The sequence below is a fragment of the Pseudomonas sp. Root71 genome, assembly GCF_001429045.1.
Lineage (GTDB): Bacteria > Pseudomonadota > Gammaproteobacteria > Pseudomonadales > Pseudomonadaceae > Aquipseudomonas > Aquipseudomonas monachiensis.
In genome coordinates, this window is sequence record NZ_LMHY01000005.1 from 155,078 (window position 1) to 177,766 (window position 22,689).

At 61.2% G+C, this 22,689-nt stretch carries 19 protein-coding genes; 10 read left to right on the forward strand and 9 right to left on the reverse strand.

Annotated elements, in window-relative coordinates; all coding sequences use genetic code 11:
• Positions 1–360 precede the first annotated feature (360 nt).
• The 3 genes from ASD95_RS06930 to ASD95_RS06940 all read left to right on the forward strand — a co-directional run bounded on the left by ASD95_RS06930 (position 361) and on the right by ASD95_RS06940 (position 4,365).
• A complete protein-coding gene (locus ASD95_RS06930) occupies positions 361–2,295 on the forward strand; it encodes a RecQ family ATP-dependent DNA helicase (RefSeq protein WP_056726906.1) in 1,935 nt (644 codons plus the stop codon).
• Between the two features lie 246 nt (positions 2,296–2,541).
• The gene (locus tag ASD95_RS06935; RefSeq protein WP_056726905.1) at positions 2,542–3,768 is read left to right on the forward strand and encodes a 3-hydroxyacyl-CoA dehydrogenase; all 1,227 of its coding nucleotides are present in this window, start codon (positions 2,542–2,544) and stop codon (positions 3,766–3,768) included.
• A 174-nt stretch (positions 3,769–3,942) separates the two neighbouring features.
• Positions 3,943–4,365 (forward strand): acyl-CoA thioesterase, encoded by a 423-nt coding sequence (locus tag ASD95_RS06940; RefSeq protein ID WP_007972849.1) that lies wholly within the window; start codon positions 3,943–3,945, stop codon positions 4,363–4,365.
• Positions 4,366–4,430: 65 nt separating this feature from the next.
• Here ASD95_RS06940 and ASD95_RS06945 read toward each other — a convergent pair whose 3' ends face one another.
• The 4 genes from ASD95_RS06945 to ASD95_RS06960 all read right to left on the reverse strand — a co-directional run bounded on the left by ASD95_RS06945 (position 4,431) and on the right by ASD95_RS06960 (position 9,438).
• On the reverse strand, positions 4,431–4,919 hold the full coding sequence (locus ASD95_RS06945) for a glycine zipper domain-containing protein (RefSeq protein WP_056726904.1): 489 nt from the start codon (positions 4,917–4,919) through the stop codon (positions 4,431–4,433).
• Positions 4,920–5,273: 354 nt separating this feature from the next.
• Complete coding sequence (locus ASD95_RS06950) at positions 5,274–7,622, reverse strand: FdhF/YdeP family oxidoreductase (protein ID WP_056726903.1); 2,349 nt, start codon at positions 7,620–7,622, stop codon at positions 5,274–5,276.
• Positions 7,619–8,458, reverse strand: coding sequence for a formate dehydrogenase accessory sulfurtransferase FdhD (gene fdhD / locus ASD95_RS06955; RefSeq protein WP_056726902.1), 840 nt, complete (start codon positions 8,456–8,458; stop codon positions 7,619–7,621). The genes ASD95_RS06950 and fdhD overlap by 4 nt, the downstream gene beginning before the upstream one ends.
• Before the next feature lie 92 nt (positions 8,459–8,550).
• Positions 8,551–9,438, reverse strand: a complete 888-nt coding sequence (locus ASD95_RS06960) for a LysR family transcriptional regulator (RefSeq protein WP_056726901.1) — start codon at positions 9,436–9,438, stop codon at positions 8,551–8,553.
• A 128-nt stretch (positions 9,439–9,566) separates the two neighbouring features.
• Between ASD95_RS06960 and lysM the strand changes: the two genes are divergently transcribed.
• Positions 9,567–10,007: a peptidoglycan-binding protein LysM gene (gene lysM / locus ASD95_RS06965; protein ID WP_007972838.1), complete on the forward strand. Its 441-nt coding sequence runs from the start codon at positions 9,567–9,569 to the stop codon at positions 10,005–10,007.
• 95 nt (positions 10,008–10,102) lie between these two features.
• Here lysM and yrfG read toward each other — a convergent pair whose 3' ends face one another.
• Positions 10,103–10,765, reverse strand: coding sequence for a GMP/IMP nucleotidase (gene yrfG / locus ASD95_RS06970; RefSeq protein ID WP_056726900.1), 663 nt, complete (start codon positions 10,763–10,765; stop codon positions 10,103–10,105).
• 88 nt (positions 10,766–10,853) lie between these two features.
• Here yrfG and nudE point away from each other — a divergent pair, with 88 nt between their 5' ends.
• Positions 10,854–11,420, forward strand: a complete 567-nt coding sequence (gene nudE, locus ASD95_RS06975) for an ADP compounds hydrolase NudE (protein WP_056726899.1) — start codon at positions 10,854–10,856, stop codon at positions 11,418–11,420.
• Positions 11,417–12,244 carry a 3'(2'),5'-bisphosphate nucleotidase CysQ gene (cysQ, locus tag ASD95_RS06980; protein ID WP_056726898.1) on the forward strand — a complete coding sequence of 276 codons (828 nt, stop codon included), beginning with the start codon at positions 11,417–11,419 and terminating at the stop codon, positions 12,242–12,244. Before nudE ends, cysQ begins: the two co-directional genes overlap by 4 nt.
• 133 nt (positions 12,245–12,377) lie before the next feature.
• On the opposite strand, the gene ASD95_RS06985 is transcribed toward cysQ, so the two are convergent.
• From ASD95_RS06985 to rfbC, 4 genes are all read right to left on the reverse strand, one after another.
• Entirely contained in the window at positions 12,378–12,833 is a 456-nt protein-coding gene (locus ASD95_RS06985) for a thioesterase domain-containing protein (RefSeq protein WP_056726897.1), read from the reverse strand.
• A gap of 40 nt (positions 12,834–12,873) precedes the next feature.
• Positions 12,874–14,268, reverse strand: coding sequence for a sigma-54-dependent transcriptional regulator (locus ASD95_RS06990; protein WP_056726896.1), 1,395 nt, complete (start codon positions 14,266–14,268; stop codon positions 12,874–12,876).
• Positions 14,265–16,073 (reverse strand): sensor histidine kinase, encoded by a 1,809-nt coding sequence (locus ASD95_RS06995; protein ID WP_056727033.1) that lies wholly within the window; start codon positions 16,071–16,073, stop codon positions 14,265–14,267. Before ASD95_RS06995 ends, ASD95_RS06990 begins: the two co-directional genes overlap by 4 nt.
• A gap of 93 nt (positions 16,074–16,166) precedes the next feature.
• Positions 16,167–16,712: a dTDP-4-dehydrorhamnose 3,5-epimerase gene (gene rfbC / locus ASD95_RS07000; protein ID WP_056726895.1), complete on the reverse strand. Its 546-nt coding sequence runs from the start codon at positions 16,710–16,712 to the stop codon at positions 16,167–16,169.
• 188 nt (positions 16,713–16,900) lie between these two features.
• Here rfbC and ASD95_RS07005 point away from each other — a divergent pair, with 188 nt between their 5' ends.
• The 4 genes from ASD95_RS07005 to ASD95_RS07020 all read left to right on the forward strand — a co-directional run bounded on the left by ASD95_RS07005 (position 16,901) and on the right by ASD95_RS07020 (position 22,592).
• Positions 16,901–19,813 (forward strand): aminotransferase, encoded by a 2,913-nt coding sequence (locus ASD95_RS07005; RefSeq protein ID WP_056726894.1) that lies wholly within the window; start codon positions 16,901–16,903, stop codon positions 19,811–19,813.
• Between the two features lie 322 nt (positions 19,814–20,135).
• Positions 20,136–21,242, forward strand: coding sequence for an agmatine deiminase (gene aguA / locus ASD95_RS07010; protein ID WP_056726893.1), 1,107 nt, complete (start codon positions 20,136–20,138; stop codon positions 21,240–21,242).
• Between the two features lie 244 nt (positions 21,243–21,486).
• Positions 21,487–21,699, forward strand: coding sequence for a hypothetical protein (locus ASD95_RS07015; RefSeq protein WP_008003171.1), 213 nt, complete (start codon positions 21,487–21,489; stop codon positions 21,697–21,699).
• 221 nt (positions 21,700–21,920) lie between these two features.
• Entirely contained in the window at positions 21,921–22,592 is a 672-nt protein-coding gene (locus ASD95_RS07020) for a DsbA family protein (protein ID WP_056726892.1), read from the forward strand.
• The last annotated feature ends 97 nt before the right edge of the window (positions 22,593–22,689 follow it).

Sequence of the window (22,689 nt, forward strand, 5' to 3'; positions counted from 1 at the left end):
TTACGGGACAAGACGGCTGAGATCGACAGGCTTTGTAAGGGTTTTGTCATATTTTGAGGAAGCGGACTACACGTTGGGGCTGGGTTTTCAACGTGGAATGGCGAGAGGTAAAAATGCTTACAGCGTTTTCAGCCGCTTCGCAGTAAATCTCGGTAGAGGGGGCCTCGGACAATGTCGGGTATTTCGAGTTTTGCGGTGGGTGTGCTGGCCTCTTCGCGAGCCTGCTCGCGAAAGCGATCTCAAGCCCTTCCAGCCATCCGCTGTATGATCCGGTATCGTTTTTGCCCCCGACCTTTTCTCGACTCGCTGCGATCGCCGGCCAGGCTTTTGACTCCGCAGCAGTCAACGGAGTGACAGCTTATGCACAACACCCTGGAACAGGTTTTCGGTTATCCACAATTTCGACCCGGTCAGGAGGCGGCCGTCAGTGCCGTGCTGGCGGGGCGCTCGGCGGCGGCGATTTTCCCCACCGGTTCCGGCAAGTCCCTTTGCTACCAATTGCCGGCGCTGTTGCTGCCGCACCTGACGCTGGTGGTCTCACCGCTGCTGGCGTTGATGCAGGATCAACTGGCGTTCCTGCAACGCCACGGCATCTCGGCGGGCAGTATCGATTCGGCGCAGAGTCGCGATGACGCCAGCGATGTCATGACCCGGGCAAAATCCGGCGAACTGAAGATTTTGATGATCTCCGTGGAGCGCCTGAAGAACGAGCGCTTCCGGCATTTTTTGCAGCAAGTACCGATTTCGCTGCTGGTGGTGGACGAGGCGCACTGCATTTCCGAATGGGGACATAACTTTCGCCCGGACTACCTCAAGCTTCCCGACTATCAACGCCAGTTCAACATCCCTCAGGTGTTGTTGTTGACCGCAACGGCGACGCCCAAGGTCATCGCCGACATGCAGGCGAAATTCGCCATCGCCGCCAACGATGTGGTGACCACCGGTTTCTATCGTCCGAACCTCAATTTGCTGGTGGAACCGGTTCGCGGAGCGGACAAGCGCAGGCGTCTGGTCGAATGGATGAGCCAGCGTCCGGACCAGCCGAGCATCGTCTATGTCACCTTGCAGAAAACCGCCGAGCACATCGCCGAACATCTGAACCGCAACGGCATTCAGGCCGAGGCTTATCACGCCGGGTTGCCCCATGAGCAACGGGAAGCGATCCAGCGTCGATTCATGGGCGGGCAGTCCAATTGCATCGTCGCCACCATCGCTTTCGGCATGGGCATCGACAAGAGTGACATCCGCAACGTGGTGCATTTCGACCTGCCCAAATCCATCGAAAACTACAGCCAGGAAATCGGCCGCGCCGGGCGTGACGGGCAGCCGTCGGACTGCCTGGTGTTGGCCAACCGCGACAGCCTCAACGTGCTGGAGAACTTCGTCTACGGCGACACGCCCGAGCTCGATGGCATCCGTTGCGTGCTTGACGAGATGCATGCCGCCGCAACCGAAGGGCAGTGGGAGTTTCTGCTGGGGCCGTTGGCCGATCAGAGCAATATTCGCCAGTTGCCGCTCAAGACCTTGCTGGTGCAGCTCGAGTTGCGCGGGTTGATCGCCCCGCGCTACGCGTACTACGCCGAGTACCGTTTCAAGTATGTGCAGGAGCCCGAGGCGCTATTGGCACGCTTCGAGGGCGAGCGCAGGGATTTTGTCGCGGCGATCATCCAGACCTCCAGCCGCGCACGGACCTGGGCCACGGTGAATTTCGAGGCGTTGTACGAGCAGCATCAGGCCGAGCGCAGTCGGGTGGTCAAGGCACTGGATTACTTCCAGGAGAAGGGCTGGGTGGAGCTCGAAAGCAAGCAGATGACCGAGGTCTACAGCGTGCTGCAAAGCGGGTTCGACAGCGCCGCGTTGAGCGAGGAACTGCACGGCTATTTCACTCGGCATGAGCGCACCGAGGTCGCGCGGATTCACGCGATGCTGGACCTGTTCGCCACCGACCGTTGCCTGGGTTATCGCCTGGCCGAGTATTTCGGCGACCACAATGCGCCGCAGCAATGCGGGCATTGTTCGGTGTGTCATGGGCAAGTGGCGCGGCTACCGGCACCACCGGAGTTGCCGGCCCTTGTGGATAAGAATTTCGAGGCACTGTGTGGCGGTTTTATCCACAGGCACGAGCAGCACACGGGCAACGTGCCCTCGGCTGAACGCGTGACACGGTTTCTGTGCGGGATCAGTGTGCCGTTGTTCACCAGGCTCAAGGCGCGGTCGATTTCGGGGTTTGCGGCGCTGGAGGATTATCCGTATGCCGGGGTGCGGGAGTGGGCCGAGCAACATCTGGCAGGCTGAACCGTGGTCCTTGTGGGGGCGGGCTTGCTCCGGGCGGCGATCCGACGAAAGCGGTGGGTCAGTCACCATCACTGCCACTAGATGGATCGCCTTCGCGAGCAAGCCCGCTCCCACAGGGGTTTTCGGTGTGCTCAAAGGGCTACATCCATCCGCTGAATGTTGCTCATCACAGGAATAAATTTCAAAAAAACCTGGTGGCTGACTATGGTGGTGGCTGTCTTCGGATCGCCAACAAGAGAACAAAACATGAGCCAGACACCGTCGAATATTCAGCGCGCCGCCGTCATCGGCGCGGGCACCATGGGCCGTGGCATTGTCATGTGCCTGGCCAACGCCGGGGTGGCCGTGCAGTGGGTCGACAACAATCCGCAAATGCTGGAGCAAGCGCTGGCCACCGTGGCCGACACCTACGCCCACAACGTGCGCCAGGGCCGCATTGACCAAGGCGAAGCCGATGCCCGTGTGGCGCGGGTTACGGCGGCGGATGGTTATGTGGCCATCCGCGATGTCGACCTGGTCATCGAAGCGGTGTACGAAAACCTTGAGCTCAAGCAGAAAATCTTCCGCGAGCTCGATGGCCTGCTCAAGCCTGAGGCGATTCTGGCGAGCAATACTTCGGCGCTGGACATCGATGCCATCGCTGCGGCCACACGTCGGCCGCAACAAGTACTGGGCCTGCACTTCTTCAGCCCGGCGCACATCATGAAACTGCTGGAAGTCGTCCGTGGCGCGCAGACTGCACCGGCGGTACTCGACGCGGCGCTGGCGCTCGGCCAACGCATGGGCAAGGTCAGTGTGGTGTCGGGCAATTGCGACGGTTTCATCGGCAACCGCATGCTCAATACCTATGTGCTCGAAGCGCGAAAAATGCTGCTGGAAGGCGCTTATCCCTACCAGGTTGACGCAGCGCTGCAGGGCTTCGGTTTCGCCATGGGGCCGTTCCGCATGTTCGATGTGGTGGGCGTCGACCTGCAATGGCGCTCGCGCCAGCTATCCGGCATCGGGCAGGATGCGCCGGAGGTCCAGGTGGATAATCGTTTGTGTGAGCAGGGACGTTTTGGCCAGAAGAGTGGCAACGGTTTTTACCACTATGAACCCGGCAGTCGTCAGGCCGAACACGATCCGCAGGTGGATGCACTGGTGCTTCAAGTCAGTGAGGAGCTGGGGTTCCAGCGCCGCGAGATCGGCCCGGAAGAAATTCTCGAGCGCTGTTTGCTGGCACTGGTCAACGAAGGCGCGAAGATCCTCCAGGAAGGCATCGCCGGGTCGGCCCGCGATATCGATCTGGTGTACCTCAACGGTTACGGTTTCCCGGCGGACAAGGGCGGGCCGATGGCCTGGGCCGATCAGCAAGGGCTGGCGGACATTCACCGGCGCTTGATGGACCTTGAGACGCGTCAGGGCGATCACTGGCAACCGGCGCGGGTGATTGGCGAGTTGGCGGCAGCCGGCAAAGGCTTCGCTGACAAGTGATTGTTGTGGCGCCTGTGAGGGCGCCTTCGCGAGCAAGCCCGCTCCCACACTGTTACTTCATTGCCTGCAAAATTTGTGTCCGGCGATGATCCATTGTGGGAGCGGGCTTGCTCGCGAAGAACGATAACGCGGTTTTCGCCTTAGACTGGCGAACCCACTCAGGAATCAACACCAATGCCCCAACGCACCGACTATCCGCACTTCCAGCCCATCACCACCCGCTGGCACGACAACGACGCCTACGGTCACGTCAACAACGTGACCTACTACAGCTTCTTCGATACGGCAGTGAACACTTACCTGATCGAAGTCGGCGGCCTGGATATCCATGACGGTGAGGTGGTGGGGTTCGTGGTGAGTTCTTCCTGTGATTACTTTGCTTCCATTGCCTTCCCGGACCGCATCGAGATCGGTCTGCGGGTGGGCAAGCTGGGCAACAGTTCGGTGCAGTACGAACTGGCCGTGTTCAAGCAAGGAGAAGACGAGGCCTGCGCGGCGGGGCGCTTTGTGCATGTGTTTGTCGATCGTGCATCGAATCAACCCGTGGCGATTCCTGCCGGGTTGCGCGGGGCCCTGGAACGTCTGGTGGTTCAGTAAGGCAAAAAAATCGCAGCCCTTGGGCTGCGATTTTTGTTGTACTCACCAGCGAGGCGCTCGAGGCCTTAGTCGCGGTAGTACTTGTGGTGGTGCTTGCGATGGCCATAAGCATGGCCACGGCCCGGATGGCCGTCACGGTAGTAACGACGATCGTCATGGCCGCGATACGAACGATGACCGCCGTCTTCATCATCGTAATCTTTGCCCATGTAGTTACCCAGCGCGCCACCAGCGCCGCCGCCCGCTGCGGCGCCGATCAGGCTGCCAGTGGTGCCGCCCACGCTGCGGCCGACCACGTTACCGCCCGCTGCACCCAACGCACCGCCAAGGGCTGCTTCGCCACGGCTGTGCTTGTTTGCGCCGACGGCGCTACCACCCGCGCCACCCAGGGCCGCGCCGATGGTGGAACCTGTGCTGCCGCCTAACGACTGACCGACGACCGAGCCTAAAACCCCGCCCAATGCGCCGCCTACACCGGCTTCGGTGGTGCCGCCAGCAGACGCGATACCGCTGACCAGGCCAAGGGACAACAAGAGAATCGAGGAGAACTTCATGGAGGAACCTCAAGGGGATGACGGCGCGATCCTGAGGCTCTGGAATGGGCGTGACAATCGAAATCCGACGAATAACACGACTTGTATACAATATTGCAAGTTACTGTTTTTTGGGCGGAACTTAACGTTTTTTTGCAGGTCTTTTACTTATTCGCAAAGGCCGTTTTCATAAGAAAGCGGCCTTTTTTGTGGGCGAAAGGAAAGTGCAGGGTCCGGAGTTTTTGGTGATTGGTCTGGCCCCATCGCGAGCAAGCTCGCTCCCACAGGGATTTCAGTCGAACGCAGATTATGTGAACAACAGAAAAAGACTGTGGGAGCGAGCTTGCTCGCGATGGGGCCAGTTCAGACAACACATTAAGCAGACCTGGCCATGATCAACCCGGTCTCACTCGCCGCTTCCAACCGGACCGCCACGAATTTCGATGTCGGCGTATCACTGCCATCGCCGGTGCTTTCCAGCGGCACCAACGGGTTCACCTCCGGATAGTAGGCCGCCGCTTGCCCGGCCGGGATATCAAACGCCAGCAGGGTGAAGCCTTTTACCCGACGTTCCACGCCATCGTCCCAGAGCGAAACGATGTCGGCCTTTTGCCCCGGCTTGAAGCCCAGGCGAATGATGTCGGCTTCGTTGACGAACAACACATCGCGCTGACCTTTCACGCCGCGATAACGGTCGTTGAGGCCATAAATGGTGGTGTTGTACTGATCATGGGAACGCATCGATTGCATGATCAGGTCCGGCAGTACTCCGGTGGCGCGGGTGCGTTCGTGCACCAGGTCTTTGGGCAGCGCGTTCGAGCGGAAATTGGCCCGGCCCGAAGCGGTGCTCCACTTGCGTGCGCCGGCACTGTTGCCCAGGTAGAAGCCGCCCGGGTTCTTGATTTTCTCGTTGAAGTCCTTGAAGCCGGGAATGGTCTCGGCGATCAGATCGCGGATGCGGCTGTAGTCGGCCACCAGCCAGTTCCAGTCCACCGGGTGGCTGCCCAGGGTCGCGGCAGCGATGCCGGCCAGGATCGCCGGTTCCGAGCGCATCTGGTTCGACAGCGGCTGCAGTTGGCCATTGGAGGCGTGGACCATGCTGAACGAGTCTTCGACGGTGATCGCTTGCGGGCCTTGGGTCTGGATATCGATGTCGGTGCGGCCCAGGCACGGCAGGATCAGCGCGTCCTTGCCGTGGGTCAAATGGCTGCGGTTGAGCTTGGTGCTGATCTGCACGGTCAGGTCGCAGTTTCGCAGGGCCTGGAACGTGCGCGGGCTGTCTGGCGTGGCCTGGGCGAAGTTGCCGCCCAGACCGATGAAGACTTTCGCCCGCCCTTCAGCCATCGCATGAATCGCCTCGACCACGTTGTGGCCGTTGTCGCGTGGCACCTTGAACTGGAAGCGCCGCTCCAGGACATCGAGGAACGCGGCAGGAGGGCGTTCGTTGATGCCCATGGTCCGGTCGCCCTGCACGTTGCTGTGGCCACGCACCGGGCACAGGCCGGCACCCGGCCGGCCGATGTTGCCGCGCAGCAGCATCAGGTTGGCGATTTCCTGGATGGTCGCCACCGAATGGCGGTGTTGGGTGATGCCCATGGCCCAGCACATGATGACGTTCTTGCCCTTGGCGTACATGCGCGCCGCTTGCTCGATTTCCACCAGGCTCAGGCCGGACTGCTCGACGATCTGCTCCCAGGGGGTGTCGTCGATGACGGCCAGGTATTCCAGCACGTTGACGCTGTGCCCGTTGAGGAAGTCGTGGTCGAACACCGCCGGCTCACCGGTTTTCTGCGCGTCACGCTCCCACAGCAGGAGGAATTTCGCCATGCCGCGCATGATCGCCATGTCGCCACCCAGGGCCGGGCGGAAGAATGCGGTGTTGGTCGGCTTGTCGCCATTGGTGAGCATTTCGATCGCGTGCTGGGGGTGCTGAAAACGCTCCAGGCCACGCTCCTTGAGCGGGTTGATGCACACCACTTGGGCGCCGCGCTTCACCGCTTCGCGCAGCGGTTCGAGCATCCGTGGGTGGTTGGTGCCGGGGTTCTGGCCCCAGACGAAAATCGCATCGGCGTGTTCGAAGTCGTCGAAGGTCACGGTGCCTTTGCCGACCCCGACGCTTTGTGACAACGCGACACCGCTGGCCTCGTGGCACATGTTCGAGCAGTCAGGGAAGTTGTTGGTACCGTAGGCGCGCACGAACAGCTGATAGAGGTACGCCGCTTCGTTACTTGCCCGGCCCGAGGTGTAGAACTCGGCCTGATCCGGGCTCGACAGGCCGTTCAGGTGTTTGGCGATCAGGGCGAATGCGTCGTCCCAGCTGATCGGCTTGTAGCGATCGGTCTCGGCGTCATAGCTCATCGGCTCGGTCAGGCGGCCCTGATACTCGAGCCAATAGTCGCTTTGCTCCAGCAGCGACGTGACGCTGTGCTTGGCGAAGAACTTGGCATCGACACGGCGTTTGGTCGCTTCCCAGTTCACCGCCTTGGCGCCGTTCTCGCAGAACATCACCATGCCCTTTTCCGGAGAATCGCCCCAGGCGCAACCCGGGCAGTCGAAGCCACCGTTCTGGTTGGTCTTGAGCATGATGCGCAGGTTCTTCAGCGCGTTGTCGCTGGTCAACCAGGCCTGGGCCACGCTGATCAGTGCCCCCCAGCCACCGGCCGGGCCTTTGTAGGGCTTGAAGCGAGGGACGGGTTTCTGGTCGGCCTGACGGTGTTGACTCACGCTTGATTCTCCAACGTTGGGCTGTAGACCCGCGGTGCATTCTTCTGAGGCAGATGGATGAGATTGAGGTTGTGGCGACGGGCCCATTGCACGGCAAGGCCCGTGGGCGACGACAGACTGACCAGGGTCTGGATGCCAGCGCGCAAGACTTTCTGGATCAATTCGAGGCTGCAGCGGCTGGTGACAATCGCCAGGCCGCCAGCGGTCGGGATTTTTTGCCGGATCAATCCGCCGATCAGTTTGTCGAGGGCGTTGTGCCGGCCGATGTCTTCGCGGCCCAGCAGCAACTCGCCCTTGTCATTCATGAACACTGCGGCATGCACCGCACCGCAATGTTGGCCCAAGGGCTGGAAGGCACCGATGCGCTCGCGCAGGCCATCAAGCCATTCGACAGGCGGCAATGGGGCGCCGGGCAATACCCGAAGGTCAGGCAACGCCTGCTCGACTGCTTCCACGCCGCACAACCCGCAACCGCTGGTGCCGGCCAGTTGCCGACGCTGCTGCTTGAGGTTCCAGAACGCGCGGTTGGAGATGGTCACTTGCGCGTATTGCGCCGATCCCGAGCCGCTGAGTTGCAGGTCATAGATGTCCGTGGCGTCCTGGATGATGCCGCTGCCCAGGCTGAAGCCGACGATGAAATCTTCCAGGTCCGTGGGCGTCACCAGCATGACCGCCTGGCTGATGCCGTTGAAGGCAATCGCCAGCGCGACTTCCTCGGCCAGTGCGGTGCTGGCCGATTCGGAGTATTCGAGATTGCTATAGCAGTACGTCTGGCTTGCGGAGGGCGCGGGCGCTTCGAGGGCAGGCGCCGCGCATGCAGGGCGCTTGGTGTTCATGGCATCACCGACGGTTTGATCAGCTTTAAGACTAGGCGCGGCAAGTTGTCACGTCTAATCGCTAATACTGATCTACCGATAGATGCCGTCGATCAAGCGCCGATCAGCGATTGTTGATAGAGGGCAAAACAGGCTTCTGCCAGCGCCGAGCGTGGCGCGCTGCGACGCATGATCAGCCCCAGGCGGCCGAGGGTCTGGGCGTTCTCGATCGGTTGCAGGCGCAAGTGTTCGGTCAGGCCTTCGAGGCCGCCGTTCAATGGCATTACGGCGCAACACAAGCCGCCGTGCACGGCTTGTAACAGTTGATGCACGGCATCGGTCTGCAGCAACGGTTGCGGGGTCAGGCCACGGCTGTGGAAGTTGTGGTCGATGGACTGACGAAAGTGCATGCCGCTGGTGAGCATGCCCAGCGGCAGTTCGATCAAGGATTCCCAGCTCAGCGGTGCCTCGCCAAAGCTGAAGAAGCGTTGATCATAGAGCAGGCCCATGCGGGTTTCGCTGAAGGCCAGTGAGTCGAAGTGTTCGGTATCGAGGCGTTCCAGGTAGGAAACGCCGAGGTCCAGGCGATTGTTCGCCAGTTGCTCGAGGATCTGCTCGGAACTCAGGGCCGAGAGTTCGAAGCGCAGGTTTGGGTGCTCGGCGTGCAAGCGTTGCATCAGTGGCAGCGGATCGAAGCTCGACAACGGCACTACGCCCAGGCGCAAGGTGCCGACCAGATTGCCGCGACAGGCGGCTGCCTCGGCGTACAAGCCGTCGTAGGCCGCCAACACCGTGCGCGCCCAGGCCAGCACCCGCTCGCCTGGCGCGGTGAAGCCTTCGAAGCGCTGGCCGCGATTGACCAACGGCAGGTCGAGTTCTTCTTCGAGGCTGCGCAGGCGCATGGACAGGGTCGGCTGAGTGATGTGGCAACGCGCGGCGGCCTGGCCGAAATGGCGGGTTTCGTCGAGCGCGATGAGGAATTTCAGCTGCTTGATGTCCATCTGCGCTCCAAGGGGTGGGAAGGTGCGGATTCTATCGCAAGCGGGGTCATTGGTCGGGTTGGATTCGCAGGTGACGACCGTGGTCTAGGCTTTGACGTCTGGAACCCGAAACCCAAGGAGAGTGCACCATGAGTCTTTTGAGCTTTGTGAAGGAAGCAGGCGAAAAATTGCTGGATTTGCTGACGCCAGGTAACGCCAACGCCAGTGAGCAGTTGAAGGAGCACATCAGCAAGGTCGGCCTGGGCAACCCGAATGTGCAGGCGACGGTCGACGGCGACAAGGTCACGGTGACCGGTGAAGTGGCGAGCCAGGAAGAGAAGGAAAAGATTCTGCTGGCGGTGGGTAATATCGCCGGGGTTGGCAGTGTGGATGATCAGATCACCGTGACCGGCCCGGTCGTGAAAGCGGCGGTATTTGTCACCGTGGTGAAGGGTGACACCCTCAGCGCGATTTCCAAGCGCGTGTACGGCGACGCCAACAAGTACAACAAAATCTTCGAGGCCAACAAGCCGATGCTGTCGCACCCGGACAAGATCTATCCGGGGCAGTCGTTGCGGATTCCTGAGTAACACGAGGCCCGTAGGAGCTGCCGCAGGCTGCGATCTTTTGACCTTGACGCAATTAAGATGAAAAGATCGCAGCCTGCGGCAGCTCCTACGGTCAATCAAAGTCCCGCAATCAAATCCCGATAATCCCCGACCGCCGCAAACTCCGCCGTATCCTTCGGCCCCTTGCGGCTGTCCGGCTCGCGCACGGCCAGCAAATGCGCCACGCCGAAGTCCCGCGCGCTGCGCAGGATCGGCAAGGTGTCGTCGATGAACAGGCTGCGCGCCGGATCGAAATCGATATCGGCTTGCAGCGCATCCCAGAATTGCGGGTTTTCCTTGGGGAAGCCGTAGTCATGGGAACTGATCAAGCGTTCGAAGTAGGGCGCCAGTTCGATTTTTTCCAGCTTCAACGACAGCGCATCCCGATGGGCATTGGTGATCAGCACCACGCGCTTGCCCGCCCGTTTGATCGCCGCCAAAAAGGTGTCGGCATCCGGACGCAGGGCGATCAGGTGCGCGGTTTCCAGTTTCAGGTCGCGCACCGACAGCTTCAGTTCGGTGCTCCAGAAGTCCAGGCAGTACCACTGCAACTGGCCGGCATTGCGCTCGAACAACGGCTGCAATTCCATCTCGGCCATGGCCCGGCTGACCCTGTGCAGTTCGGCGTAACGCTGGGGCAGGTGCTCCATCCAGAAGTGATTGTCGAAATGCAGGTCCAGCAGCGTGCCGTCCATGTCCAGCAGAACGGTATCGATGTCGGACCAGGGTAATGAAGGCATGGCAACGTCTCGGGCAGTAGAAAGATTTCTGGCGTAAACAATCGGGAAAGCCGCGTTATAGTAGCGCGTTCACGCCAAGGAGCTTTGCATGCGCCAGAAACCCACCATACTCGCCCGCGAAATTGTCGCCACCAGTCGATTGTTCTGCGTGGAAGAGATGAAGCTGCGCTTTTCCAACGGCGTGGAGCGTACGTATGAACGCCTGGTCGGCAAGGGCGCCGGGTACGGCGCGGTGATGATCGTGGCGATGCTCGATGCCGAGCATGCGGTGCTGGTCGAGGAGTATTGCGGCGGCACGGATGCATATGAAATGTCATTGCCCAAGGGCTTGATCGAGCCGGGTGAAGACGTGCTGGCGGCGGCCGAGCGCGAACTCAAGGAAGAGGCCGGATTTGGCGCGCGGCAACTGGAGCACCTGACCGAGTTGTCGCTGTCCCCCGGTTACATGAGCCAGAAGATCCAAGTGGTGCTGGCCACCGACCTCTACGAAGAGCGTCTGGAAGGCGACGAGCCCGAGCCGATGCGGGTGGACAAGGTCAATCTGCGTGAACTCTCGGCACTGGCGCAAAACCCGCAATTTACCGAGGGCCGTGCCTTGGCGGCGCTGTACCTGGCCCGAGACCTGTTGACTCAGCGCGGAGCGTTCCAGCCATGAATTTCCCACACCCGATGATGGCATCGGTGATTGAACTGGCTTTGCAGGCCGGTAATGCGATCCTGCCGTTCTGGCGCACAGGCACGGCCGTCACGGCAAAGGCTGATGATTCGCCGGTGACCGCTGCCGACCTGGCTGCTCATCACCTGATTCTGGCCGGGTTGACGGCGCTCGATCCGAGCATCCCGGTGCTCTCCGAAGAGGACGCCAACATTCCCCAAAGCGTGCGGGCCGGCTGGCAGCGCTGGTGGCTGGTCGATCCGCTGGATGGCACCAAGGAATTCATCAGCGGCAGCGAAGAGTTCACCGTCAACATCGCGCTGATCGAAAACGGTCGGGTGGTGTTCGGCGTGGTGTCGATGCCGACCAACGGGCGTTTTTACGTCGGTGGCGCTGGTCTCGGAGCCTGGCGCGGCGATAAAGGTGGTACGCCCGTGGCGATCAAGGTGCGTGATGCATTAGCGCCCGGTGAGTCCTTCACCGTGGTGGCCAGCCGTCGCCATTCGAGCCCGGAGCAGGAGCGCTTGCTGGCCGGGTTGAGCGCCAGCCTTGGCGAGCTGCAACTGGCCAATATCGGCAGTTCGCTGAAGTTTTGCCTGCTGGCCGAAGGCGCCGCGGATTGCTATCCGCGCCTGGCACCGACTTCCCAGTGGGACACGGCGGCAGCGCAAGGTGTGCTGGAAGGCGCGGGCGGTGAAGTACTGGAGTTGAGCGGTGAGCCGTTCAGCTATCCGGCGCGGGAGTCGCTGTTGAATGCGTTCTTCCTGGCATTGCCGGCGAAGGCAGCCTGGCGGGAGAAGCTGCTGGAATTGGCGCGGTCCTGAGATTCACACCTTTTTGTGGCGAGGGAGCTTGCTCCCGTCGGGGCGCGAAGCGGCCCCAATGCTTTATTGCGGCTACTGTGTAGCCTGACGGGAGCAAGCTCCCTCGCCACAGGGTTTCTTACCGATCTGAAGTTCAGCGGTGCAACACGTACTGCCCGACAAACCTCACCGCATCCTCATCGCGACCTTCATTGACGACCCGCGTATGCAGCGTCAACCGCGCTCGGCTGTATCGCTGGAAGGTGGTCAGGAATTTCTTCCAGATCACCGGGTCCGGCGCCTGGCAAATGGCGTGGGCATCCCCCGTCACCGGCAGCGGATAGCTGATCTGCCCTTCCTGAATCACGATGTGCCCGTCGGTAATGCCTTCCTCCTTGAGGCGCAAATGCAGCCAGCCCCAACCGGCCAGGACCGCGCCGCAATACAGGCTGCCGCCGAACATGGTGCTCTTGTGGTTGACGTTGGCTTCCAGCGGCAAGTGCAGGCGCAGTTGCTGGTCATGCCAGTCGAGCACTTTGAGGCCCATGTCCCGGGTGAGGGGAATGTCATGATGGAGAACGGATTCCAGTTGTCGACTGTCGCGGCTCATTCAGGGGCCTCTGGCGTGAAGTGGATGATTGGACGGTAGCTCAGTCGAGATCGTCAGGGTGGGCCGAGGCACCACTGTCGGCGAAACTCAGACCGTGCTTGCGCAGTTTGTCATGCAAGGTCTTGCGCGGAATGCCGAGGGCTTCGGCAACGCTGCGCACGGAGCTGTGCGAGCGTGCCAGTTCGGCGGCGATGAGGGTTTTTTCGAAGTTCTCCACTTGCTCGCTCAAACCGCCGCTGACGACTTCGACCCTGTTGCCAGCGCCGCCATCCGGCGTGCTGTTGTCGAGGGCCAGTTCCAGCCCGAGGGCAAAACGTTCGGCGGCATTTTGCAGCTCGCGCACGTTGCCGGGCCAGGTGTGGCGCAGCAGCAACGCACGTTGCCCCGGTTGCAGTTCATGGGGTGGCAAGCCGTGGCGGGCACTGGCTTCATCGGCAAAATGCTGGAACAGCATCAGCGCATCTTCGCCCCGTTCACGCAGCGGTGGAATCCGTAGCGGCGCGACGTTCAGGCGGTAATACAGGTCGGCACGGAAACGCCCCTGATCCGCCGCCTGGCGCAGGTCTTCCTTGGTGGCGGCAATGATGCGGATGTCCAGCGGGATCAGTTGATTGCCGCCCAGGCGTTCGACCACCCGCTCTTGCAGCAAGCGCAGCAACTTGACCTGCACATCCAGGCTCATGCTTTCGATTTCATCAAGGAACAGCGTGCCGCCATTGGCGAATTCGAACTTGCCGATGCGACGTTTCTGCGCGCCGGTGAAGGCGCCGGGCTCGTGGCCGAACAGTTCGCTTTCGACCACCGATTCGGCCAGGGCACCGGCGTTGATCGCCACGAACGGACCGTTGCGACGGCTTGATAAATCGTGCAGCGCCCGGGCCACGACTTCTTTGCCAGCGCCGGTTTCGCCGAGGATCAGCACGTCGGCCCTGGTCGCCGCCAAGGCGCCGATCTGCTCGCGCAGGCGCAGCATCGAAGGTGAGTGGCCGACCAGGCGCGTGCTCAGCTCGTTGCGGTCGCTCAAGGCCAACCGCAGGCTGCGGTTGTCCAGCACCAGTCGGCGCAGGGCCAATGCGCGGCGTACGCTGTCGAGCAGGGCGTCACTGGCGAAGGGTTTTTCCAGAAAGTCATAGGCTCCGGCGCGCATGGCCTGAACCGCCAGCGGCACATCGCCGTGGCCGGTGATCAGCAGCACCGGTAGCTCCGGGTCCTGGGCGTGCAGTTCGGTCAACAGTTCGAGACCGTCCATGCCGGGCATGCGGATGTCGCTGACCACCACCCCTGGCCAGTCGCGTTCAAGTTGCGCGGCCAGGCCCTTGGCTTCGGCCAGCGGCAGGATTTTCAGGCCCGCCAGATCCAGCGTCTGGCTCAAGGCCTGGCGCAAGTGGGGATCGTCGTCGATCAACACGACCTGAATGCGGTTGTCGATGGTCATGCACTTCGGTCCTCGGACGGTTGCAGGCTCACGCCCGGTGCGCCTGCGCGCAGCTTCAGGGTAATCAGGGCGCCGCCCTCCTTGTGGTTGGCGAACGACAGTTCACCGCCGAAGGCGCGCATCAGGGTTTCGCAAATCGCCAGTCCCAGGCCGAGGCCCTGGGTGCGGGTCTTGGTGGTGTAGAACGGCTCGCTGGCGCGCCCAAGGGCTTCCATGCAAAAGCCTGGGCCGTTGTCGCGAATGTACAGGTTGACGCCATCGGCCGTGGATTGGGCACTGAGCCAGAGTTTACGTGGCGGGCCTTTTTCCGTCAGGGCGTCCAGGGCATTGGCCAGCAGGTTGCCGAGCACCTGGCGTAGGCGGGTTTCCCCGGCCTCGACCCACAGGGTGGCGGCGGGCAAGTCGCGGATCAGTTCGACTTCCATGCTGCGTCGACGCTTGGCCAGCAAGGCCAGGGCATCGTCCAGCGCCGGTTGCAGGGCGACGCTTTCCGGGGCGTGGCGGTCGCGTCGGGCAAAGGCGCGCAGGTGGGCGATGATCGAGGCCATGCGACCAGTCAATTCGCTGATCAGCTTGAGGTTGCCTCGGGCGTCGTCGGTGCGCTGGTGATCGAGCAATACTTCGGCGTTTTCCGCGTAGCTGCGAATTGCTGCCAGCGGCTGATTGAGTTCGTGGCTGATGCTCGCCGACATGGTGCCCAGCGCCGACAATTTGCCGGCTTGCACCAGATCATCCTGGGCGCGGACCAGCTCTTGCTGGGCCTGCTCGCGTTCCAGCACTTCCTGTTTCAGGCGTCGGTTCAGGCCCTCGAGATCGCTGGTGCGCTCGGCGACCCGGCCTTCCAGCTCGCGGCGGGCCTTGGCTTCGAAAGCGATGCGTTCGAGGTAGTGGCGACGGCGCTGCATCATCAGGCCAAGCAACAGCATCAACACCAGCAACGTTGCGCCACCGATAGCCACCACTGTGCGCACCGGGCGGTCGATCAAGGTGCGCGGGGCGAGGATGCTGACGTCCCAGCCGGTTTCAGCGATCTGCCGGGTCTGGGTCAACCAGGCATTGGTATTGAGCTTCAGCGGTTTTGGGTCGCGGGTTGGATAGGGCTGGATCGCCGTGATGGCTTTGCTTTCGTCTTCGCTCAACGGGCGGGTCGAGCGGAATCGCCACTCCGGTCGCGAGGTGAGAATGACCACGCCGTTGTGGTCGGTCAGCAGCAGTTGTTCCGGGGTTTCGCCCCAGAGGCTTTCGGTGTGGTCGAGGTCGACCTTGACTACCAGTACACCAACGATTTTTTCGCCATCACGTACGCCGGCGGCAAAGAAGTAACCGCGCTTGGCGGATGTCGTGCCCAGGCCGAAAAAGCGCCCGAGGCGCCCGGCCATGGCTTCGCTGAAATACGGCCGGAAGGAAAAATTACGCCCGACAAAACTGTCGTGTTTGTCCCAGTTGGAGGCGGCCAGGGTCTTGCCGGTGGCGTCCATCAGGTACATGACTTCGGCACCGGTCTGGGTGGCGATGTTTTTCAGCAAGCGGTTGGCATTGCCTTGGGTGACGCCATCGTCCGGCGCGCCGAGCACGGCACGCAAGGCCGGCAGGTCGCCGAGGATTTGCGGCAACACTTCATAGCGGTGCAGGGTACCCAGCAGGTTGGCGACGTAGAGGTCGAGGGTCTGACGATTCTGGCTGGCCAACTCGCTGCGGTAGTAACGCTCGGCGAGATGCTCCAGCGGCCACAGCAACGGCGCCAGGCACAGTGCCAGCAGGGCCAGGCTGCGCCAACGGGGTCTGGGAGGAAGAGTTGGTTTCATGAGCAGCATGCGCCTGTGGGTACAGGCGCATTATGCCTAGGCTTGCCCGCCTTGGGTCAGTTGCATCTTGATTGGCGAGTTTCAGCCGGCCTGTCAGGCAAAGACATCGGCGTCCCTGAAAAATACCCCGGCCTGATCTTTCGCCGACAGCTGCGGCGTGCCTTGCAGTTGCCAGTCGATGGCCAGGTCCGGGTCGTCCCAGCGAATGCTGCGCTCGGCCGATGGCGTGTAGTAGTCGGTGGTTTTGTAAAGAAACTCGGCAAATTCGCTCAAGACCACGAACCCGTGGGCGAAACCTTCCGGGACCCAGAGCTGGCGATGATTGGCGGCAGACAGGCGCACAGCGACCCATTTACCAAAGTGAGGCGAGCTGCGACGGATGTCTACGGCGACGTCCAGCACTTCACCGACCGTGACGCGAACCAGTTTTCCCTGGGTATTTTCCAGTTGGTAATGCAGGCCGCGCAGCACGCCCTTCTGCGAACGGGAGTGATTGTCTTGAACGAATTCAGTCTCCAGCCCGGTGGCCTCTTTGAATGCCCTGGCGTTGAAGCTCTCGTAGAAGAAACCACGTTCGTCACCAAAGACCTTGGGTTCGAGGATCAGAACACCGGGCAGGTCGGTGGTCACTACATTCATGGTGGCTCTCCAGCAGTGTGCGTTTAATGGCCGCCATTCTTGCGCAAAGTGCTGATCGAGGCGAGTACCAGAACAAAACCTGTGGGAGCAACTGTGTTCACAAATGCCCTCATACCAGTTCCGGGGGGTTGCGTATCGCCCGAACCAGTGGCGATATAGGCGCCTAATAAAATTTCAGGGGTCGTTGTATGCCGCTCGCCACGTTGATTCATCGCGCCAGTTTGCCCAGCCCGCAGGTGTCTGCGGAGCAAGCGCTAGGGCTGCTGGAAGAACATTACGGGTTCAGTGGCAGGTTGCAGGCCCTTGGCAGCCAGCAAGACCTGAACTACCGCGTCGACAGCGAGCGGGGACGTTTCGTCCTGAAAATCTGCCGTGGCGACTACTCGGTACTGGAACTCCAGGCACAACATGCCGGGCTCAAGCATCTGGGCGAACATCCCGATGTACATGTGCCGCGTGTTATCACGGCGAAAAACGGTGCAGACCTGCTGTCGCTGGACGTGGATGGCCAGGCGGTCCACGTTCGCCTGCTCGACTACATCGAAGGCCAGCCGCTGACGAGCCTCGGTCGTTTCACCCCGACGGTGGTGTCCGGCTTCGGGCGCCTGTGTGGTGAAATGGACCTGGCCCTGGCGGATTTCGACCATCCGGGGCTGGAGCGAACCCTGCAATGGGACGCCCGCCATGCTCACGCCCTGATCGCGCATTTGCTGCCGTTGATCAAGGATGAGGCCCAGCGCAAATTGCTCATCGAAGCGTCCGCGCAAGCCGAGCGGCATTTGCAGCCACTGCAGGACAAACTGCCGGTGCAGGCCATTCACATGGACATCACCGACGACAACGTGGTGTGGCAGCGCGATGCGCAGCGCCATTGGCAGCTGCAAGGCGTGATCGATTTCGGCGATCTGGTGCGCACCTGGCGCATTACCGATCTGTCGGTGACCTGCGCAGCGCTGCTGCATCATGGCGAGGGCGATCCGTTCTGCATTTTGCCGGCAATCCAGGCCTATCACGCGGTCAACCCGTTGCAACACGAAGAACTGCTGGCGCTGTGGCCGCTGATTGTCGCCCGCGCGGCGGTGTTGGTGCTCAGCGGCGAACAGCAGATCAGCATCGATCCTGGCAATGCCTACAGCCGCGACAATCTGGTCCATGAATGGGAAATCTTCCGTGTGGCCACGTCGGTGCCGTTGGCGCTGATGGAAGCGGCGATCCTCACCGCCGTCGGCCAGAACCTGCCCACCATCGGCAGCGAAGGTTTCGCACCGCTGTTGCCGAACCTGGTGGGGCGAGAGTTCGCGCTGATAGACCTGGGCGTGCTCAGTCCGCATTTCGAGGCCGGGAATTGGGAGCAGGAGGGCGTCGATCAGCGCCTGCTGGATGAAGCGGCCGCGGCACATGGCCTGGCGGCCAGTCGTTATGGGCAATACCGCCTGTCCCACACCCGCCCGGACAGCGCAGCTGAACCGGACACTTGCCCGTTGCACGTCGAGTTGCGTGTGCCTCAGGGCACGGCGGTCGAAGCGCCGTTTGCCGGGGTGGTGCATCATCCATCGGCGGGCGTGCTGCAACTGGACGGCCCGCAATTGAGCGTGCGGCTTTGGGGCGTCACGCCGTCGCTGCACAGCGGCGCGGCCTTGGTCAAAGGCCAGGTACTGGGTTCGGTCAGCGGGCCATTGATCGTGCAGTTGTGCCGTGGCGCGTCGATCAATGCGCCGTTGTTCTGTACGCCTTCGCGCGCGGCGGCCTGGCAGGCGTTGTGCCCTTCGCCGGCGGCGTTGCTGGGTCTGGCCTGTGACGCCGAAGCCGAACTCGACGGCCCGACCTTGCTGGCCCGGCGCGATGCCAGCTTCGCCCGCACGCAAAAACACTATTACGTCGACCCGCCGCGTATCGAGCGTGGCTGGCGCAACCATTTGATCGACATGCAGGGCCGCTCCTACCTCGACATGCTCAACAATGTGGCGGTGCTGGGCCACGGCCATCCACGCATGGCCGCCGTTGCCAGCCGCCAGTGGTCGTTGCTCAACACCAACTCGCGCTTCAATTACGCAGCCGTGGCCGAGTTCTCCGAACGTTTGCTGAAGCTGTCCCCTGACGGCATGGATCGGGTGTTCCTGGTCAACAGCGGCAGCGAGGCCAATGACCTGGCGATTCGCCTGGCGTGGGCCTACAGCGGCGGCCGCGACATGCTCAGTGTGCTGGAGGCCTATCACGGCTGGACGGTGGGCGCGGATTCGGTGTCGACCTCGATCGCCGACAACCCCAAGGCCTTGAGCAGCCGTCCGGACTGGGTACACCCGGTGACCGCGCCAAACACCTATCGCGGTGAATTCCGTGGCCCCGACAGCGCGCCGGATTACGTGCGCAGCGTCGAACACAACCTGGCGAAAATCGCCGAGCAGAATCGCCAACTGGCCGGGTTCATCTGCGAACCGGTGTATGGCAATGCCGGCGGTATCTCGTTGCCCCCAGGCTATTTGAAACAAGTCTATGCCATGGTCCGGGCTCGGGGCGGCGTGTGCATCGCCGACGAAGTGCAGGTCGGCTACGGGCGCATGGGCGATTTCTTCTGGGGCTTCGAAGAACAGGGCGTGGTGCCGGACATCATCACCATGGCCAAGGGCATGGGCAACGGCCAGCCACTGGGCGCGGTCATCACCCGCCGGGAAATCGCCGAGGCGCTGGAAGCCGAAGGTTACTTCTTCTCGTCCGCAGGCGGCAGCCCGGTCAGTTGCCAGGTCGGCATGGCCGTGCTGGATGTGATGCAAGAAGAAAAACTCTGGGAGAACGCCCAGGTCGTGGGCGGGCATTTCAAGAAGCGCCTCGAAGCATTGATCGATATTCATCCGTTAGTGGGCGCGGTGCACGGTTCCGGTTTCTATCTGGGTGTCGAACTGATCCGCAACCGCGAAACCCTGGAACCGGCCACCGAAGAAACCACCGCACTGTGCGATCGTTTGCGTGAACTGGGGATCTTCATGCAGCCGACCGGCGATTACCTGAACATCCTCAAGATCAAGCCGCCGATGGTCACCTCGCGCCAAAGCGTGGATTTCTTCGTGGACATGCTGTCGAAGGTGCTCGCGGAGGGGCTGTAAACACATCCCCCTGTAAATGCGGGCCAATGTGGGAGCGGCGGTGCGACGATTCGACTTGCTCGCGAAGAGGCCGGTATATCCGACGCAAATATTGCGCCTGGAATGCCGCTTTCGTCGGAACGCCGCCCGGAGCAAACCTGCTCCCACATGGATGGTGGTTTTAATTCGATTGATATCGGCTTTTTATCGGTTGTTTTTGTAACGGAGGATGTAAGGTGCTTCAAAAGCCGATATTTATCGGATATAAAGTGGCCAGTCCACGGCGTGTACCAATGCGCTTCCATTTCTGTCAGGTATCAATGTCACTCCGGAGTCCTGAGCCATGACCACGTTGAACAGCACCCCTCGCGCCGACGGCTTCTACATGCCAGCCGAATGGGCACCCCAAACCCAGGCCTGGATGATCTGGCCCGAGCGCCCGGACAACTGGCGCCTGGGTGGCAAACCGGCACAAGCCGCCCACGTGGCAGTGGCCAAGGCCATCGCCCGCTTCGAACCGGTAACCGTGGCGGTTTCCGCCGGCCAGTACGAAAACGCCCGCGCCCGTCTGGATGTGCCGAATATTCGTGTGGTTGAAATGTCCAGTGACGACGCCTGGGTCCGCGACACCGGCCCGACCTTTGTCATCAATAACAAGGGTGAAGTCCGTGGCGTGAACTGGGATTTCAATTCGTGGGGCGGTTTTGACGGCGGCCTGTATTCGCCGTGGAACCGTGACTCGCAGGTCGGCGGCAAGATCCTCGAGATCGAGCGCAGCCCGCGCTACCGCACCGAAGGCTTCGTGCTGGAAGGCGGTTCGATTCACGTCGACGGCGAAGGTACCCTGATCACCACCGAAGAATGCCTGCTCAACCGCAATCGCAACCCGCACATGAGTCGCGCAGAAATCGAAGCGGTCCTGAGTGCGAACCTGGCTGTGGATAAAATCATCTGGCTGCCGGATGGCTTGTTCAACGACGAAACCGATGGCCATGTGGATAACTTCTGCTGCTACGTGCGCCCGGGTGAAGTGCTGCTGGCCTGGACCGATGATCCGCAAGACCCGAACTACCCGCGCTGCCAGGCAGCGATGAAAGTGCTGCAAAGCAGCACCGACGCCAAGGGCCGCCCGTTCACGGTGCACAAGATGCCGACCCCGGGTCCGCTGTTTGCGACCGAGCAAGAGTGCGCCGGTGTCGATCCGGTCGACGGTACGCAGGAACGTAATCCGACTGTTCGCCTGGCCGGTTCCTACGTGAACTTCCTGATCGTCAACGGCGGCATCATCGCGCCGTGCTTTGACGATCCGCAGGATGGCCCGGCAAAGGAGATCTTGCAGAACCTGTTCCCGCAACATGAAGTGGTGATGGTGCCTGGTCGCGAACTGTTACTGGGGGGCGGCAATATTCACTGCCTTACCCAGCAACAACCCGCGCCGCACAAGGAGTGAGTGAAGCCGTAACAGCTTGAGTTGATTGCAAAATTCCTCAGGCTGTCGATCAGCCACCATTGTTGCACGGAGCCCGCGGCCCTACAGGCCTGCGGGCTTTTTTGTATCTACAAGGACACACTTCAGAAACCTTGGCACAGCTCTTGTATCTCTGCTGTTGTAACTCGGGGAGGGGGAGGACTTCGATGTTCTGTCATAAACCTTGGATAAGTTAGCCGCTCACAAACCGGGAGAGAGCGCTGAAATGAACGCCGAAGTGAATGTTGTGGGCGAAAAGGCGTTGCATCCCCTGGCAGTAAATAGCGAATCGCTCCAGATCCTGGCGCACTGGTTCAAGTCCAATGGAATGCGTCAGATCAGCGAAACTGATCCGCGCCGGACGATGATCGAGCGTTACCCTGCTGGTTTATTCAGCGAAGCGGAACTGGATGCGTTGTGGGATGTGATGGAAGGATAAGAAGAAAAACAACGGATTGAACAAGAAAAGCGCTGCCGGGATGGCAGCGCTTTTTTTTGCCCGCCGATTCATGCAATCACCAAGACCTCACAGGGTTTTGTGAGGCAACCATTCGACCGATTCAAGCAACAGACTGAAAGCCAATCCGGCGTTTTTCCGGGGCCGCTGCGGCACTAACCTGCCGACATCGAATTTTCCTGAATTTCTGTCGGAGCTTTCCCATGATCCTGCATTACATCTACGACCCCTTGTGCGGTTGGTGCTACGGCGCCAAACCGCTGGTGCAAGCCGCCCAGGCTGTGCTGCCCGTGATTGCACACGGTGGCGGCATGATGACGGGGGCCAATCGGCAAAAGGTTTCGCCACAACTGCGCAATTACGTCATGCCTCACGACCGGCGCATCGCCGAATACAGCGGGCAGCCGTTCGGTGAAGCCTATTTCGAAGGGTTGCTGCGTGATCACAGCGCCGTGTTCGACTCGGAGCCACCCATCGCTGCGGTGCTGGCTGCCGAGCAAATGACCGGTCGCGGGCTGGAGTTGCTGGGGAAATTGCAAAGTGCTCACTACGTTGAGGGGCGCCGCATCGCCGACGAGTCGGTACTGTTTGAACTTGCCCAGGGCATGGGGCTGGACCGCGAAGCCTTCGAAAAAGCCTTCAGGTCGGCCGACACCGAAGGCCATATCAGGAACAGCCGTGCTCTTCTGGCCAAGGTCGGCGGGCAGGGCTTTCCGACCCTGGCGCTTGAGCACGATGACCAATTCACCCTGATCGATATCGGGCCATGGCTAGGCAAGCCCCAGGCATTTGCGCAGTGGCTGGGTCAGTCGCTACCTGATCAGGGGGCATCCATTTCCGTAGCAGCCTGTGGCCTCAATGGCTGCGATGATTGAATATTCCTGCCGCGTAAAGCCATTTCTTAGACGGTTTTCGCCTGTTTTTAGAAGATTCATGAAATTGACACATCGTTGAGGGCGCAGCTACGATTCG